At 69.6% G+C, this 15830-nt stretch carries 16 protein-coding genes and 1 pseudogene; 15 read left to right on the plus strand and 2 right to left on the minus strand.

The annotated features are described in order from the left end of the window. The 15 genes from FHT36_RS14260 to FHT36_RS14330 all read left to right on the plus strand — a co-directional run bounded on the left by FHT36_RS14260 (position 1) and on the right by FHT36_RS14330 (position 14528). A complete protein-coding gene (locus tag FHT36_RS14260) occupies positions 1-333 on the plus strand; it encodes a hypothetical protein (RefSeq protein WP_169123148.1) in 333 nt (110 codons plus the stop codon). Positions 334-393: 60 nt separating this feature from the next. Next, positions 394-2085 carry a cyclic peptide export ABC transporter gene (locus tag FHT36_RS14265; RefSeq protein WP_169123149.1) on the plus strand — a complete coding sequence of 564 codons (1692 nt, stop codon included), beginning with the start codon at positions 394-396 and terminating at the stop codon, positions 2083-2085. 210 nt (positions 2086-2295) lie between these two features. After that, on the plus strand, positions 2296-3660 hold the full coding sequence (locus FHT36_RS14270; RefSeq protein WP_169123150.1) for an efflux transporter outer membrane subunit: 1365 nt from the start codon (positions 2296-2298) through the stop codon (positions 3658-3660). Continuing rightward, positions 3660-4796 (plus strand): FtsX-like permease family protein, encoded by a 1137-nt coding sequence (locus FHT36_RS14275; protein ID WP_169123151.1) that lies wholly within the window; start codon positions 3660-3662, stop codon positions 4794-4796. The genes FHT36_RS14270 and FHT36_RS14275 overlap by 1 nt, the downstream gene beginning before the upstream one ends. Continuing rightward, positions 4793-5518, plus strand: a complete 726-nt coding sequence (locus tag FHT36_RS14280; protein WP_169123152.1) for an ABC transporter ATP-binding protein — start codon at positions 4793-4795, stop codon at positions 5516-5518. The genes FHT36_RS14275 and FHT36_RS14280 overlap by 4 nt, the downstream gene beginning before the upstream one ends. Further along, positions 5515-6432: an HlyD family secretion protein gene (locus tag FHT36_RS14285; protein ID WP_169123153.1), complete on the plus strand. Its 918-nt coding sequence runs from the start codon at positions 5515-5517 to the stop codon at positions 6430-6432. The genes FHT36_RS14280 and FHT36_RS14285 overlap by 4 nt, the downstream gene beginning before the upstream one ends. Positions 6433-6519: 87 nt before the next feature. Then, positions 6520-6837 carry an acyl carrier protein gene (locus tag FHT36_RS14290; RefSeq protein WP_169123154.1) on the plus strand — a complete coding sequence of 106 codons (318 nt, stop codon included), beginning with the start codon at positions 6520-6522 and terminating at the stop codon, positions 6835-6837. Then, positions 6834-8051 carry a beta-ketoacyl synthase gene (locus FHT36_RS14295; protein ID WP_169123155.1) on the plus strand — a complete coding sequence of 406 codons (1218 nt, stop codon included), beginning with the start codon at positions 6834-6836 and terminating at the stop codon, positions 8049-8051. The genes FHT36_RS14290 and FHT36_RS14295 overlap by 4 nt, the downstream gene beginning before the upstream one ends. 8 nt (positions 8052-8059) lie before the next feature. Continuing rightward, the gene (locus FHT36_RS14300) at positions 8060-8779 is read left to right on the plus strand and encodes an MtnX-like HAD-IB family phosphatase (RefSeq protein ID WP_210257750.1); all 720 of its coding nucleotides are present in this window, start codon (positions 8060-8062) and stop codon (positions 8777-8779) included. Next, a complete protein-coding gene (locus FHT36_RS14305; RefSeq protein ID WP_169123156.1) occupies positions 8772-10214 on the plus strand; it encodes an aspartate aminotransferase family protein in 1443 nt (480 codons plus the stop codon). Before FHT36_RS14300 ends, FHT36_RS14305 begins: the two co-directional genes overlap by 8 nt. A 14-nt stretch (positions 10215-10228) precedes the next feature. Then, positions 10229-11152 carry an arginase family protein gene (locus FHT36_RS14310; protein ID WP_169123157.1) on the plus strand — a complete coding sequence of 308 codons (924 nt, stop codon included), beginning with the start codon at positions 10229-10231 and terminating at the stop codon, positions 11150-11152. After that, entirely contained in the window at positions 11149-12054 is a 906-nt protein-coding gene (locus FHT36_RS14315; protein WP_169123158.1) for a carboxylesterase, read from the plus strand. Before FHT36_RS14310 ends, FHT36_RS14315 begins: the two co-directional genes overlap by 4 nt. After that, positions 12051-13217 (plus strand): GNAT family N-acetyltransferase, encoded by a 1167-nt coding sequence (locus FHT36_RS14320; protein ID WP_169123159.1) that lies wholly within the window; start codon positions 12051-12053, stop codon positions 13215-13217. Before FHT36_RS14315 ends, FHT36_RS14320 begins: the two co-directional genes overlap by 4 nt. Before the next feature lie 859 nt (positions 13218-14076). Beyond that, positions 14077-14265, plus strand: a complete 189-nt coding sequence (locus FHT36_RS14325; protein WP_169123160.1) for a hypothetical protein — start codon at positions 14077-14079, stop codon at positions 14263-14265. 2 nt (positions 14266-14267) lie between these two features. Next, positions 14268-14528 (plus strand): hypothetical protein, encoded by a 261-nt coding sequence (locus FHT36_RS14330; protein ID WP_169123161.1) that lies wholly within the window; start codon positions 14268-14270, stop codon positions 14526-14528. A 291-nt stretch (positions 14529-14819) separates the two neighbouring features. On the opposite strand, the gene FHT36_RS24890 is transcribed toward FHT36_RS14330, so the two are convergent. Beyond that, positions 14820-15026 carry an NAD(P)H-dependent oxidoreductase gene (locus FHT36_RS24890; RefSeq protein WP_169123162.1) on the minus strand — a complete coding sequence of 69 codons (207 nt, stop codon included), beginning with the start codon at positions 15024-15026 and terminating at the stop codon, positions 14820-14822. 19 nt (positions 15027-15045) lie between these two features. Continuing rightward, positions 15046-15804: pseudogene (locus FHT36_RS14340) on the minus strand (DMT family transporter); the annotation flags it as partial. Positions 15805-15830: the final 26 nt, after the last annotated feature.

Consider the following 15830-nt stretch of genomic DNA (forward strand, 5'->3'; position numbering starts at 1 on the left):
ATGTATTCCATTCTTCTAGGATTCATCATGCGGACCATCGCCACGCTTCTTCTCGGTGCTGCCGTCGCGAGCGCCCTGAGCGTCTATCCCGCGGCCGCGGACAGTGACGATCTCATCGCCGGCGCCATCGCGGGCGCTGCCGCCGGTGCATGGGCCGGATCGGTCTTCGCCGCGCCGCCGCCTCAGGTCTATGTCTACGGCCCCTATCCCGGCTGGACCCGTCCCGTGCCGCAGCCCCCGCCCATCGGGATCTACCATCCGGATTTCCATCGGGACGGCTGGGACGAGGATTTCGACGAGGAGCCCGGTGACGATGGCGACTGGGGCCACTGATCCGGCCCCGCCCCGCCGCGCGCCGAAATCTCCCGTTCCAGACCTGATTGCGACCCTGCGATGACCTCCTCTCCCGCCAAACCGCCCCCCCACCTTCTGCGCGAGGTGCTGCGCCTTCTGCGCCCCTTCTGGCAGCTCATCCTGCTGGCGAGCCTCGCGGGCGGCGCGGGCGGACTGGCCATGGCCTGGGCGCTCTCGCTCATCAACGGCGCGCTCGCCTCCGCCGCCTCCGCGGGGATGCTGATGGGCCTTGCCGCGCTGTGCCTCCTCAGCCTCGCCGGCCAGCTCATCGCCGGCATCGGCAACAGCCTTCTGGGGCAGCGCATCGTCGCGCGGCTGCGGCAGGAGGTGTGCCACCGCATCCTCGATGCGCCGCTCGCCGAGATCGAGCGGATGAAGAGCCCGCGGCTCATGGCGGTGCTCAACGGCGACGTGGAGAAGATCGCCGAGTTCGGCAACCATTTCGCGGGCTACACCACCGCGCTGGCGATGGTTCTGGGCTGCCTCGCCTATCTGTTCGTGCTGTCGGTGCCGATGCTGTGCTTCGGGTTGGGGCTGGTGGTGCTGGGCGGGGTGCTCAACTCAGTGGCCATGCGGGCCTGGCTAGTCCGGTTCGACGAGGCGCGCGGTCTCGAGGACCAGTTGCAGAAGCAGTATCGCGGCATCATCGAAGGCGCCAAGGAACTGCGCCTCAACCGTCCGCGCCGGCTGCGCGTAGAGCGGCAGGGCATCGGCGCCCTCACCAACCGCATCGCCGCCGTCAACGGCCGGGCCTACGCCCTGTTCTGGGCCGTCGACACCATTAGCATCGCGCTGATCTTCGTGTTCGTCTGCATCGTCCTGGTGCTGCGGCCCCATCTCGGCATCGACAGCGAGGTCATCACGGGCTTCATCATCGTGATGCTGTTCGCCAAGGGACCCATCGAGGAGCTGGCCAGCGCGCTGCCGGTGTTCAGCCAGGCGCAGATCGCCCTGCGCCGCATCAGCGCCCTGACTGCCGGCCTTGCCGAGGAGGTTCCGGATGGCGTGGGCAGGCACTCGGCGCCGCCCTTCCGCGACAGCCTCGCCCTTAGGGGCGTGCGCCACAGCTTTGCGGGCGAGGATCGCGCGAGCGGTTTCGCGCTCGACATTCCGCAACTAACCATCCGGCAGGGCGAGATCACCTTCATCGTCGGCGGCAATGGCAGCGGCAAGACGACCCTCATCAAGATTCTGCTCGGGCTGTACCGGCCGTGCTCCGGCGACGTGCTGCTGGATGGGCGGCCGGTGTCGGCGGCCGGGCTGGAGGGCTACCGGCAATTGTTCTCCGGCGTGTTCGCTGACTACCACCTGTTCGACGAGATCCTGGCCGGGCCGGGCGGCGCGCTACGGGTCAATGCCTGGCTGCAGCGGCTCGATCTTGCCGGGGTGGTGGCGGCCGAAGCAGGGCGCCTCGCCACCACCGATCTCTCCACCGGGCAGCGCAAGCGGCTGGCCTTCATCCACGCCGTGCTGGAGGATCGCCCGATTCTGATGTTCGACGAATGGGCGGCTGACCAGGATCCGGACTTCCGGGCCCTGTTCTACCGCAAGCTCCTGCCGGAGCTGCGGCAGGCCGGCAGGACCGTGATTGCGGTGTCGCATGACGACCGCTATTTCGACGCGGCCGACCGCATCGTCCACATGGCGCGCGGGCGCGTGACCGCCACCGAAAGCGGCGGCGCGCGCGTGGCCGGTGCCGCGGCGGCGCCTCTCGCGGTCCATGGGGCGTAATGCTCGCGTAATCGCGCCGCGCAAGATGCCGTCACGCACTAGACCGCAACACCGCCGGCTTCCTCGCTTCCGGGTCCCCGGCCCGCCTCGCGCCGATGGCCCGGCCGCTGGCGAGGAGGCCGCCGCGCCACATAACGGACGATGCCTCTGCCCCCTTCTCCCCTGCCTCGCGATGGTCGTGCGCCGGCCGGTCGGCCGTCCGGCCCGCCCGTGGCATTCGCGCTCGCGTGTGCCTGGCTGCTGGCGGGCTGCTCGCTGCTGGAGCCCGTCGCCGCCGATGCGCCGACGTTGCCGTCGCGTTATGCCCAGGAGGTCCCGCCGGGGCCACGGCGGGATATCGACGGCTGGTGGCGCCGCTTCCGCGATCCGGCGCTGGACCGGCTCGTGGCGCAGGCCGCCCGCCAGAACCTCTCCATCGCGCAGGCGCGGGCGCGGCTCGCGGCCGGGCGCAGCCAGGCGGGCGCCGCATCCGCCTTGTTCCTTCCGAGCGTGGGCAGCAGCGGGCAGGCGCTGGCCGGCACCTCGGAGGAGCCGTTCGAGGATCCCCTGCGGCAGCCGGTCGTCGCGGGGTTCGACGCGAGCTGGGACGTGGGCCTGTTCGGCCTGTCGGAGAGCAGCCAGCAGGCTGCGGCTGCCTCGGCCGCCATCGCCGGCGACGAGCTGGAGGCGGTCCGCATCGCGGTGACCGCGGAGGTCACGGCGGCCTACATCTCCCTGTGCTCCACGACGCGGCAGCGGGAGCTGTTGGCTGCTCTTCTCGCCACGCAGGAGCGGCGCAGGGGCCTCGCGCGCAGCCGGGCGCGGAGCGGCCTCGCGCCGCCGGGCGCGGATGCCGACGGCGCCGCTGTCGCCGAGACGCAGTCCGAGCTCGCCCGGCTCAATGCCCGCGCGGGGGCACTCCGCCAGCAGATCGCGACGCTGCTCGGCACGACGCTGACCGACGCTGGGCTGTGCGCCTCCGGGCGCCAGCCGCTTCCGCCCGATGGTCCCGAGGCCGGGCGGCCGGCCGATCTCCTGCGGGCGCGGCCGGATGTGCGGGCGGCCGAGCAGCGGGTGCTGAAGGCCGCCGCCGACGTGGGGATCGCGAAGGCGGATCTCTATCCGAAGCTGCGGCTCGGCGGCACGATCGGCGTCGGCCTCCCGTCTCCCGGCTCGCCGCTGGGCCTCGCCGGCGGGCCATCCCTCCAGATTCCCCTGTTCGACCATGGCCGGCGGGAAGCGGCGGTCGATGCCCGACGCGCGCTGCTGGAGGAGGCGCTGGCCGCCTATCGTCAGGCCATCCTCACCGCCTATCAGGAGGCGGACGGGGCGCTTGCGAACTGGCGCGCCGCGCGCGCGGCGACGACGCGCCTCTCGGCGGTGATCGAGGCCGAGCAGCGGCAGGCCCGCCGGCTCGGCATACTATACCGGGAGGGGCTCGCGGATGCGGGCGGTCGCGCGGACGCAGACGCCGGCCTGATCCAGGCGCAGCGCCGGCTGGCAGCGGCGCGGGAGGCCGAGGGGCTGGCGACCGTCGCGCTCTACAAGGCGCTGGGCGCAGCCGCGCCTGCTTCGGCGCAGGAGGCGCGGGGCTGATGGCGGTGGCGCTCGCCCGCAAGACGCTGGTTCACGAATGGCGTCGCTTCCTGCCGGCGGTGATGTCGGTGGGCTTTTCCGGCGTCCTCATCATCGTGCAGGGCGCGCTGCTGCTCGGCATCGTCGGCACCAATGCGCTGCCGGTCACGCAGTCGCACGCCGATCTGTGGGTCGGCTTTCCCGGAACGCAGAGCGCCGATCTCGGCCGCAGCATCGATGCCGGCGCCGCCGCCGAGCTGCTGGTCGATCCGCGCGTCCTGCGCGTCGAGCCCCTCCTTCTGGGCTCCGGGGACTGGCGCGGCCCGCGCGGCGGCGGCGGCGTCAGCGTCACCCTCATCGGCATCGACACGCGGCCGGATGGGTTGGGGCTCGCCAAGGCGATGCCACGCTCCGGGCGCGCATTGCTGACGGAGCCGGCGACCGTGCTGGTGGACGTGGCGGACCTCGACAAGCTCGGAACCGCCATCGGTGGCGCCGCCGAGATCAACGGGCAGCGGGTGCGCGTGGTGGGCACCACGGACGGTATGCGCGCCATGGGCGGCGTCAACGTGGTCGCCTCCATCGCCACCGTCAGGACGCTCGACCGGTCGCTCGCAGCGGCCGGCGACGTCACTTACTATCTCGCGGCGCTGCGCTCCCCCGGCGCGGCGCGGGCGGTGAAGGCCCGCTTCTCCCAACCCGAGACGCGAAAGCGCTTCGAGGTCTGGACAGCGGAGGATCTGGCCGGCCGCTCGGTGCGCTACTGGCTGCTGGAATCGGGCGCCGGCGTCGGCTTCATCTTCGCGACCATCGTCGCGCTTCTGGTGGGCACCCTCATCACCAGTCAGACCCTGACGGCCGCCGTCGCGGCCTCGACGCCGCAATACGCCACGCTGCGGGCGATCGGCGTGCCGTTCCCCAAGCTGCGCCGCATCGTGGTGGAGCAGGCGGCGTGGGTCGGCGCCGCCGGTCTGGCGCTGGGCCTCGCCGGCAGCCTGCTCGCGGCCGCGCTGGCCTGTGTCAACGGCATTCCCTTTGCGCTCGGGGCCGGCATCATGGCGCTGTCCGGCGGGCTCGTACTGTCGGTCGCGCTACTGGCGGGCGTGCTCGCGCTGCGCCGACTGCGCCATGCCGATCCTGCGGCGCTGCTGCGATGACGGCGGACGTCTCGCTGCGCGCGTGGGGGCTGGAGAAGTCCTACGTCGTCCAGTCCATCCGGACGCAGGCCCTGAGCGAGGTCTCCCTCGCGCTGCATCCGGGCGAACTTTCCCTCATCAGCGGCCCGTCGGGCTGCGGCAAGAGCACGCTGCTGTCGCTGCTGAGCGGGCTGTCGCGTCCCGATCGCGGCGAGGTGCGCGCGTTCGGGACGGATCTCTGCGCGCTCGACGATGCCGCGCGGGACGCTTTCCGGCTCGTCCATTGCGGCTTCATCTTCCAGGGCTACAACCTGTTTCCGGCGCTCGACGCGCTGGAGCAGGTACAGCTCGTACTCGACTATTGCGGCATCCCGCATGAAGTGGGCCGGCGGGCGGCCGCCCGGGTGCTCGACATGGTGGGGCTCGGCCGGAGGCAGCATCTGCGCCCGGCCGAGCTGTCGGGCGGCGAGAAACAGCGGGTGGCGATCGCGCGGGCCATCGTCAAGCGCCCCCGCCTGCTGTTCGCCGACGAGCCCACCAGCGCCCTCGACAGCGTGAACGGCGCCATCGTTACCGACCTCTTGCGGGAGATCGCCCACCGCAGCGGCACCATCGTCGTCTGCGTCTCCCACGACCCCCGCCTGATCGCCCGCGCCGACCGCGTCATCGAGATGGAGGACGGCCGGCTCCGCCGCGACAGTCGCGGCGCTTCGAGATCCGGCGCCACGGAGACCTGTCCATGAAGCTCTCGCGTTTCGCCACCATCGCCCCGGTGGTGCTGGCGCTCGCCGTCTGCGTCACCGCCGGCATCGTCATGGTCACCAACAGCAGCCGGGTGGATGCCGAGCCGCAGCCGGACGGCGCGTCGGTGATCGCCGCGGCTCGCGGGCGCGTGGAGGTGGAGGGTGGCCTCTCGCGCATCGTGGCCACGCGGGACGGCGAGGTTCAGGACGTGCTGGTGGCCGAGGGGCAGCGCGTGGAGGTCGGCACGGTCCTGGCGCGGCTCGCGGCGCGCGAGGCCACCTTCGCCCTCGCCGCCGCAGAGGCCGCGCTCGACGAGGCGAAGGCCCGGCAGGCGGCGCTGGAGCGGCGGCGCGCCCTGCAGCAGCGCGGCCTCGAGCGCACCCGCCGCGCGGCGAAGGAGCAGGCACTCTCGGCGCAGGCCCTCGACGAGGCCGAGGGGGCGATGGCTGCGCTGACCGGCGAGCTGAAGGGCGCGGAGGCCGCGTCCGCGCTCGCGCTCGCCCGCCGCGATAGCGCCCTCTATGAGCGCGAGCGCCGCGACGTACGTGCCCCGCTCGCCGGGCGTGTTGCGCGCCGCTCGGTGAAACCGGGTGACATCGTGTCCGCCAGCGCGGCGACGGAGATGTTCATCGTCATCCCCGATGCGCCGCTGATCGTGCGGGCCGAGATCCAGGAAAATTTCGTGCGGCTGGTGAAGCCGGGCATGACTGCCGAGATTGTCGCGGAGAGCGACGAGCGCACGAGCGCTCCCGGCCATGTTCTGAGGGTCGGTGCCTTCCTCGACAACCGCCGCGCGGGCGAGGGGCCGACCGAGCGCGCCGACGTGCGGGTGGCGGACGGCATCCTCGAAATCGACCGGCCGGAGATCTTCCTCATCGGCCAGCGCGTCTATGTGCGCTTTCACAGTCCGTGAAGATGAAGTGCAGCAATCGCGCGTAATGCCCGCGTAATCCGTTGGCCGCATCGATCTCGTCAGAAGCAATCGGATCGGAGATCCCCTTTGTCAGCCAATCTGCCCGACGACGCTCGGCCCTCTGACGCCTGGCCTTCTTCCGTCGAGCCCGAGCTGGTCGCGCGCCTCGTGGACCTGATCGCAAAGGAAGGCATGCTGGACCGCACCGCGATGAAGCCCGCCGCTACCCTCGACGAGCTGGATTTCGACTCGATCGAGGCGGTCATGGTGATCAACGCCATCGAGCAGGCCTTCGACATCGAGATCGGAAGCGGGCTGCGCTGGGGCGAGGCGCGCAATCTCGGCGAGCTCGTGGCTTTGCTAGCGGATTCGGTCAAGCGCGCGACGCCTGCGCTGCAGTCATGAGCAGTGTCGCGATCACCGGGTTCGGTGTCGTGTCGGCCGCAGGATCCGACCGGCGCGCCTTCGCCCGCGCGCTGTTCGAAGGGCGCAGCGCCATCGGCGCGGTCGTGCTGCCGCGGGCCTTCGGGCGCCGTGCCTTCCGGGCCGCGCAGATCGTCGATCTTCCCGGCAACGCGGCGGAGACGGCCGGCGACCGGCGCGCCTATGACCGCTTCAGCGTGCTGGCCTTTCTGGCAGCGGAGGAAGCGGTTGCGGCGGCCGGGCTCGACACGGAGGATCTGGCTGGGGACCGGACCTCGGTGCTGCTGGGAACCGGCATCGGTGGTGCAACCTCCATCGACGACAGCCACCACGGGCTCTATGTGGAGAAGCGCCGGCCCGATCCCCTCACCATTCCCAGGCTGATGGCCCATGCGGCCCCCGCGCTGCTCAGCCGCCGCTGGGGCTGCCGCGGAACCGTCCTCGCCATATCAAGCGCTTGCGCCTCAGGCGCGCAGGCCATCGGGCTCGGCATGAGCTTCATCAGAGCGGGCCTTGCCGATCGCGTACTCGCGGGGGGAACCGAGGCCTCGCTCACGCCGTCGGCCCTTGAGAGCTGGCAGGCGATGCGCGTCTTGACCTCGACCCGCTGCCGGCCTTTCTGCACGGATCGCGACGGCATGGCGCTGGGTGAGGGCGCGGCCGTGTTCGTGCTGGAAAGTGATGCGGCGGCGGCGCACCGGGGCGCGCCGGTCGTCGCCCGCCTGCGCGGCTACGGCACGACTTCCGACGCGGGTGATCTGGTGCGCCCGGATGCCAGCGGCGCGGCGGCGGCCATCCGCGCCGCCCTGGACGATGCCGGGCTCGCGCCGCACGAGATCAGCCATGTGAACGCCCACGGCACCGGCACACGGCTGAACGACGCCGCCGAGGCCGAGGCCCTTCAGGCTGTATTGGGCGCCGATGCGTCGCGCATTCCACTCTCCGCGACCAAGCCGGTCCATGGCCACACCCTGGGAGCCTCCGGCGCCATCGAGCTTGCCGCGACGATCCTCGCTCTCCAGTCCCGCACCGCGCCGGGCACCCTCGGTTTCGAGGCGGCGCAGGCCGAATATCCGCTGGCCATCAGCGACCAGAACCAGCTCATCGCCGGTGCGATCGGCCTCAGCAACAGCTTCGCGTTCGGCGGCGTCAATGCCGCGCTGATCGTCGAGGCGCTCCCGCTCGCGCCCCTGTGAGGTCCGCCTTGCCCCCTGCGCCATCCTCGCCGCCGTCCCTCTGGCAGGCCATCGTCGATTTCGATGGCACGATCTCCCGGGAGGACACCACCGACCGCGTCCTGGAACGCTTCGCTGCGCCGGGCTGGGAGGAGATCGAGGCCGAATGGCACGCCGGCCTGATCGGCTCGCGCGCCTGCATGGCCCGACAGGTCGATCTGTTGCGCGTTTCGCCCGACGCGCTCGACACCTTCGCCGCCACACTGGAGATCGATCCCGGCTTCCCGGACTTCGCCCGCCTTTGCCGGCGCCACGCCATTCCCCTCACCATCGTTTCCGACGGCCTCGACAGGACGATCCGCACGGTCATGGCGCGCGCCGGCCTCGGCCCTATCCCGGTGGTCGCCAACGAGCTGCGGTGGAGGGGCGGCGACCGCTGGCGGCTGCTGTCGCCGCATGCGGCGACCGGCGGGGCCTGCGCCAGCGGCACCTGCAAGTGCCGCGTCGCCGCGCAGCTGGCGCGGCCACTGAACCTGCTTGTGGGCGACGGGCGCTCGGACTTCTGCATCGCGGGCGAAGCCGACCTCGTCTTCGCCAAGGCCAGCCTCGTCGCACACTGCGTGCAGGCGGGCATCCCCCATCACCCCATCGCGGATTTCGCCGACGCAAGCGCGCATCTCGAAGCCGTTCTGGCCGGCGCGACTCTGCCGGCCGCATCCCGTCAACGCGAGGACAAGATCAATGGATAACGTCGTTCTCCAGCACGACCGCTCGACCGGCGCCAGCGCGGCGACGCGCGCCGGCCTCGCCGCCGAGGAGGCACGCCTCCTGGCCCTTGAAGCCGAGTATTGCTCCCATGGCGACACGGTGCATTACACGCAGTTCCCGAAGATCTTCTCGGGCTGCGAAGGTTCCTTCATGCTGGATGCGGCGGGAAACCGCTTCCTCGACCTGCAGATGTGGTACTCGGCCGTTAATTTCGGCTATGCCAACCCACGCCTCAACGCTGCGCTGAAGCGCCAGATCGACACGCTACCGCAGGTCGCCAGCCAGTATCTCCATCGCGAGAAGATCGAGTTGGCGGCGATGATCGCGAAGGATGCCGAGGCCAAGTTCGGGGCCAAGGGGAGGGTGCATTTCAATGTCGGCGGTGCCCAGGCGGTGGAGGATTCCCTCAAGATCGTGCGCAACGCCAGCAACGGAAAGAGCCTGATGTTCGCCTTCGAGGGCGGCTATCACGGCCGCACGCTCGGGGCGTCCGCGATCACCTCGTCCTATCGTTATCGCCGGCGCTTCGGCCATTTCGGCGAGCGCGCGCAATTCATCCCCTTTCCCTACCATTTCCGCGGGCCGAAGGGGATGAGCAAGGAGGAGTATGGCGAACATTGCGTCGCACAGTTCGCCCGACTGTTCGAGAGCGAGTATAACGGCGTCTGGGACCCCAAGCTCGGCCAGGCGGAATACGCGGCCTTCTATGTGGAGCCATTGCAGGGCACGGGCGGATACGTCATTCCCCCGCCAAACTTCTTCCAGGGACTGAAGAAAGTGCTCGATGACCACGGCATCCTGCTGGTCGTCGACGAGATCCAGATGGGCTTCTACCGGACGGGAAGACTCTGGTCGATCGAGCATTTCGGCGTGCAGCCGGACGTGATCGTGTTCGGCAAGGCGGTCACCAACGGCCTCAATCCGCTGTCCGGCGTCTGGGCGAAGGAGGCGCTCATCAACCCCACTGTCTTCCCGGCCGGTTCCACCCATTCCACCTTCAACGCCAATCCGCTCGGCACCGCCGTCGCGCTGGAGGCCATGAAGATGATGGCCGAGGAACAGTACGAGCCCATGGTCATGGCCAAGGGCGCGTATTTCCTGGAGGGTCTCAGGGACTTGCAGCGTCGCCACAGGATCGTCGGCGACGTGGATGGGCTCGGCATGGCGCTGCGCATGGAGATATGCGAGGCGCACGACAGCTATACGCCGGCCAAGCGCCTCGTGGACCTCATGTGCGACGAGGGAATGAAGGCCGATCTCGAGGTCGCCGGCCGCCGCTATGGGCTGGTGCTTGACATCGGCGGCTACCACAAGAACGTCATCACCCTCGCGCCGGCGCTGACCATGAGCTATGCCGAGATCGATCTCGCCATCGCACTGCTCGACCAGTTGCTCGCCCGCGTCGCGGCGGCTTGAAAAGGCGCGGGGCCATGGCTCGATTTCATGTGATCGATCTGGACGGCAGCCTGCCCGCGCAGGAGCCGCTGCGCCGGCGCATAGATGCGGGGACGGCCACCCGCATCGATGCCGTCGACCTCGCCGGCCGCCTGCGCATCGTCGCGAGCCGCAGGGCGCTGCGCCGCCTCGCCGCCCGGCTGCCACCGGCGCAGGGCATGGCGGGCGCGACCGTCACCTTCTACGGCTCGGGCGACTTTCACCACCTCACGACTGGGCTGGTGGCGGCGCTCGACGAGCCTGTAACCATCGTCCATTTCGACAATCACCCCGACTGGGTGCGGTTCCCCGACACACACAATTGCGGCGCCTGGGTCAACCGGGCGCTAAGCCTCCGGCATGTGTACAAAGTGGTCACCATCGGCCCGTGCAGCGGCGATCTGGTGCGGCCGGAATTGCAGCTCGCGAACCTGGCTGCGGTGAGGGATGGGCGCATCGCGCTCTATCCCTGGCGGCATCCCCCGTCGCGCGTCTGGGGCCGCTACGGCCACACCCGGTGTTACCGGCAGGAGGGCGACCATCTGCACTGGCGCAATCTCGCCGAGGAAAGCTGGACTGATTTCCTAGACGAACTCATCGAGGAAATTCCGACCCGTGCTGTGTGGATCACCATCGACAAGGACGTGCTCGCGCGCGGCGAGGCGTTGACCAACTGGGACCAGGGGGCCCTGCCCCTCGGCCATCTGCTGGCGGCCGTCGAGCGCCTCTCCGGCACGCGATGGATCGCCGGCGTAGATGTCTGCGGCGACTGGTCGGAGTCGCGCTTCTCCGACCCGTTCCGCGCGGCCCTCGCAAGGTTCGACCATCCGCCGCTGGAGCGCCCCAACGCCGCCGACCTCGCCGTCAATGCGCGGGTGAATGCCGAACTCATGGACCTCTTTGACCGGGTGCTGTCATGAGTTCGCGGAACGCGCACCTGTTGCGGAAACAGGCCGGCCCCGCGCCCGGGTTCGCCGGCACCGACCACGGCATAAGGCTGGCCGGCGGGCGAACCGGCTTCCTACTGCTCCATGGCCTCGGGGGCACGCCGGTGGAGCTGAAGCTGATAGCGCGGGCGCTCAACATGGCCGGTCACACGGTGCATTGCCCGCAGCTCGTCGGCCATTGCGGCAGCGAGGGAGACCTGCTCGCCACCGGCTGGCGCGACTGGGCACAGAGCGCGCTCGATGCGCTGGCCTCGCTCCATGCCGAATGCGACCGGGTGATCGTCGGCGGGCTCTCCATGGGCGCGGTGCTCGCCATCCATGTCGCCGCCGAACGGCCGACCCAGGTGGATGGCCTCGCGCTCTACGCGCCGACCCTGCGCTACGACGGATGGTCGATCCCACGCTACGCCTTCCTGCTGAAATGGCTGATCAACACGCCGCTGGGCCGCCGCTACAGCTTTTCCGAGCGCGAGCCCTACGGCATTAAGCACAGGCGCACCCGCCAGACGATCATGGAGGCGATGGCCTCTGGCGACGCTGCTTTGGCCGGACTGGAGGGCACGCCCGCGCGGGCGCTCCAGCAGCTCTGGCAGCTTGTCGCGGCGACGCGCGCGCGGATGCCCGCCGTCACCTGCCCGGCGTTGCTCGTGCATGCGCGCGAGGACGATATCGCCGGGCTTTCCAATGCCTTCGAGATCCAGCATCGCCTCGGCGGCCTCGTCGACGCGGTGATCCTCGACGATTGCTATCACCTCGTCACCATCGACCAGCAGCGCGGTATCGTGGTGGACCGCACGCTCGACCTCGCGGACCGCCTCGCGGCCGCGGGCGGCTCCGCGCGGCCCGGCCGTGCGCGCGTGGTCGCCGCGCAATGAAGATGGTCGCGGGGCGGGTTGTCGGTAGCATCGCCGAGATCGAAGCGGCGGACTGGGACGCCTGCCTGCCGGGCGAGGCGGAATGCCATGCCTATTTCAGCGCCTGCGACGGCGCGGCCGCCGCCTCCGGTGTCGGCTTGCGCTGCGGGGCGGTGGTCGTCACGGATTCGGTCGGCGTCGTCGCCGTGGCACCGGTCTTTCTCTTCACCTACCGGTTGGATACGCCGTTGCAGGGGCGTGCGCGGCGGTGGGCGGAAGCGGCCTTCCGGCTGGTGCCCGGCCTCGCGGCGCTCCGGGTGCTGTGCGTCGGCTCACCCTATGCGGAGCGCTGCCACCTCGGCTTCGCCGCGCGCCTCGATGCGGCGGCCCGCGCCGAGGCGATGCAGGTCCTACTGACTGCTCTGGAGGACGAGGCGCGGGCACGTGCCGCGCATCTCGTCGCATTCAAGGATCTCGCCCCTCGGGAGGATGCTGAGCTGGCGCCAATGCTCCGGTGTGCTGGTTTCGCGAGTCTCGGCAGCCTACCGGTCGCGACGCTGGACCTGCCCTTCGCCGATGCAGAGGGCTACCTTGCCTCGCTCTCCGGGGCAACGCGCAAGGACATCCGCCGCAAGCTCGCGAAGGCCGGGGCGGTGCGCATCGAGCACCGCGTCGGCGTCGTCGGGCTGGAGGGGCAGATCGAAGCCCTTTACGAAGCGACGCGTGACCGTAGCGGCCTCGATTACGGCGAACTTGAAGTCCTGCCGCCGGGCTATTTCGCGGCCGTCGCCGAGGCGCTAGGGGAACGGGCCGTCTTTGTCCTCTACTTCGTCGGCGATACGCTCGCGGCCTTCAACCTGCTGCTCGTTGAACCCGACCGCGTGATCGACAAGTTCCTGGGTATGCGCTACCCGCTGGCGCGCAACCACAACGTCTATGCAGTCAGCTGGATGGCGAACGTGCGGTTCTGCCTGGAGCGTGCCATAGGTGAGCTGCAGACCGGGCAGACCGCCTACGCCTCCAAGCTGCGCTTCGGCAGCCGGCTGGTCCCCTCAACCATTCGCTTCCGCCATCGGAATCGCCTGATGCAATGGCTGCTCGCGCGTCTGGCCCCATGGTTCTCATTCGATCACCTGGATCCGCAGCTTGCCTCCTCGCGAACCTTTCCATTCCCTGATGGCTGAGCGGGCCCTGCGCCCGGAACTGCCAGAGCTCCGATCGACTGGAAGCGAGCGAAACGCTCAGCGCGACTTTAGCGCTGACAAGCGCGGCGGATAACTGGCACCGGATACAGCGGCACAGCCAGACGAAACCGGCTGCGAGCAGGAATTCTGGGTCGGCGGGCTCGGTGGCTCCGACACAGGCAGCGCCTTCTTGGCGACTGTGCGGGCGATGTTGGACTCGAACAGGTCCGTCGTGGTGCCGTAGGGCGCCGACATTTCCAGCGCCGGGGGAGGCCCGGCTAGGTCATTGCCTGTTTTCCGATCTGTCGGGCACGCGACCGAAACGAGAAGCCGGCGCGCACGGCGCCTCCACAGAGGGCTAGAAGCGCGACAATTCCTCGGGGAGCGCCACCAGGCCAAGCGGAATCATGCGGAGAATGCCCCTTACCCCACCGCAGGACGGCGCCCTCGGGCAGCCAGCACTGTCGTAATGTTGCTGTAACGTTTGGTGCGCTTTATCCGATTTCGAATTACATCTTGGAATCGTGCCTTTGCATTGTTTGGTGTGCTCGACGGGAACAGTGGCAACCTATTTGACCTCCTCACGCCAGCGTGGAGAGCAGGGACGCGCCGGCAGCTCGGGAGAGCGGTCAATCCTCCCCTACGGGTGGCAGGAGACACGGGACAACGCGGGCGGAGGCACGGCTGGCAATCAGAATTCGGTGCGGCCGACGGACAAGGCTTTGGCCCGTGTGGAGATGACGGCGGTGGGAGGGGGGGGCGGGGGCGCTACCGGCGCGCCGCTCGGACCACCAGGCACGGATCCAAACCGGGGTGGGCAGCGCGTGGTCGAGCCGCACCGAACCTTTAGGAGAGACCGATGGCATCCCCGATCATGAAGCACTTCGCCTACGAGCACCTGCCGGCCCACCTGCAGGAGGTGAGCAAGCCCATCGGCGAACTCGCGCGCCAGATGGACGAGGCGCTGCCGGACGGCGCCGAGAAGTCCGCAGGCCTGCGCAAGCTGCTGGAGGCGAAGGACTGCCTCGTGCGAGCGAGGCTGGGCTGACCATGCGCCTTTCCGCCGACAGTTCCTCTCCCGACTTCCACGCGTGGGAGGTCCGGAACGCTAAGATCTACCTCGACGGACGCGAGGTTCAGCACTGCCGCCTTGCAGACGAGGAGCGTGGCTATGTCATCGTCTCTCCCGTCGATGGCGCCGGGCGCTTCCTGCTGGAAGGCGATGAGATCGCCACCCAGCTGCGCTACGGCGAGGTGAGGATCGTGCTCCCGGAGCGCTCGCCCCGTTGCGATGCGGCGGGTGGCGCCTGATGCGGTTTGTGGTCCGCACATTCTACAACTACGCCTCACGCGGTACGTGCGGCCCGATCTGGGGCGGTAGCAAGCGTTGCGGCTTGCTTTTCGCTACGCATCGTGGGGGCTGTGATGTCGGAGCGCACTGCGTGACGCTGGCGGACGCCATCGCATCTCTGGACCGGCAGCCGGCCGCTCCGGCGACGTCAAGCAGATCAATGCCGCTGACCGAAAACAGGGGCGTGTGAATCCTGCGCCCGAGCGGAATGGGGGGCGAGATCTTCAGGGTCATGTTTCCGCCTCCGGCGCTCACGCGGCCAGGGTCTGGATTTGCGCCTGCGCCGCTTCCAGGGCGCGCTTCTGCATCTCTCCGCCCAGCGCCAGGTCCTCGGCGCGCACGAAGTGCACATCCTTCACGCTGAGGAAGCTGAAGAAGGCGGTGAGGTGGCCTTCCTGATGGTCAAAGGCGGCATAAGGCGAGCCCGAGGTGAAGATGCCGCCGTGCGAGGATACCACGATCACCTTCAGGCCGCCGCACGGCCCCCACGGATGGCGCGAGCGAGAAATAGGCGCCGGTGCGCGCTGTGCCGAGATGGCGCAGTGCGAGCACGAACAGGACGAGGCGGACGCCATAGCCGAAGAAGCCGACCACGGCAGGCGCGGCCACGGCCCCGGCAGAAGGGAAGGCCGCCCCGTGGCCGAGCGCGATCACCAGGTTGATGGTTCCGGCGATCAGGCCCTTCAGCATAGCGATCTGCACGGGGTCGGCAGAGGAGAGCTTTCGGGTGAGGTTGTTGTCGATGCCCCAGCACAGGCAGGCGCTGGCGATTAGTACGGCGCCGAGGTCGAACGTCGCCCGACCCTGCCATGACAGCAGCGCCGCGCCGGCGAGGATGGCGAGCGCGCCCAGAAGGAGGTGCCTGTCCACATTCTCGCGGAAGGCGACCCAGGCGATGGCCATGGTCGCAACACCTTCCAGATTGAGCAGAAGGGATGCGCTCGCGCCATCGGTTCGGGCGAGGCCGAACATGAGCAGCAGCGGGCCGAGGACGCCGCCTGTGAGGATCACCAGCGCGAGCCAGGATACATCAGTCCGCCGCAGTGGCGCCTCCACCGCCGGCAGCCGGAGCGCGGCCCGGGACAGGTGGATGGCGGCGAGGCCCGCGCCTGCCCCGAGATAGAGCAGGCCGGCCATCATCCAAGGGTCGATGGCGCCGAGAAGCAGCTTGGCGAGCGGCGTGCTCGCGCCGAACAGTCCAGCCGAGATGAGGGCAAAGACGATACCGAGCTTCACGAGGCGCCCCTATCCTGTCCGGGCAG

It is taken from the genome of Xanthobacter sp. SG618 (assembly GCF_012932745.1).
GTDB lineage: Bacteria > Pseudomonadota > Alphaproteobacteria > Rhizobiales > Xanthobacteraceae > Xanthobacter > Xanthobacter flavus.

Coding starts and splice junctions, on each gene's coding strand:
- FHT36_RS14260 (WP_169123148.1), top strand. CDS start 1: ATGTATTCCATTCTTCTAGGATTCATCATGCGGACCATCGCCACGCTT.
- FHT36_RS14265 (WP_169123149.1), top strand. CDS start 394: ATGACCTCCTCTCCCGCCAAACCGCCCCCCCACCTTCTGCGCGAGGTG.
- FHT36_RS14275 (WP_169123151.1), top strand. CDS start 3,660: ATGGCGGTGGCGCTCGCCCGCAAGACGCTGGTTCACGAATGGCGTCGC.
- FHT36_RS14280 (WP_169123152.1), top strand. CDS start 4,793: ATGACGGCGGACGTCTCGCTGCGCGCGTGGGGGCTGGAGAAGTCCTAC.
- FHT36_RS14285 (WP_169123153.1), top strand. CDS start 5,515: ATGAAGCTCTCGCGTTTCGCCACCATCGCCCCGGTGGTGCTGGCGCTC.
- FHT36_RS14295 (WP_169123155.1), top strand. CDS start 6,834: ATGAGCAGTGTCGCGATCACCGGGTTCGGTGTCGTGTCGGCCGCAGGA.
- FHT36_RS14305 (WP_169123156.1), top strand. CDS start 8,772: ATGGATAACGTCGTTCTCCAGCACGACCGCTCGACCGGCGCCAGCGCG.
- FHT36_RS14310 (WP_169123157.1), top strand. CDS start 10,229: ATGGCTCGATTTCATGTGATCGATCTGGACGGCAGCCTGCCCGCGCAG.
- FHT36_RS14315 (WP_169123158.1), top strand. CDS start 11,149: ATGAGTTCGCGGAACGCGCACCTGTTGCGGAAACAGGCCGGCCCCGCG.
- FHT36_RS14320 (WP_169123159.1), top strand. CDS start 12,051: ATGAAGATGGTCGCGGGGCGGGTTGTCGGTAGCATCGCCGAGATCGAA.
- FHT36_RS14325 (WP_169123160.1), top strand. CDS start 14,077: ATGGCATCCCCGATCATGAAGCACTTCGCCTACGAGCACCTGCCGGCC.
- FHT36_RS14330 (WP_169123161.1), top strand. CDS start 14,268: ATGCGCCTTTCCGCCGACAGTTCCTCTCCCGACTTCCACGCGTGGGAG.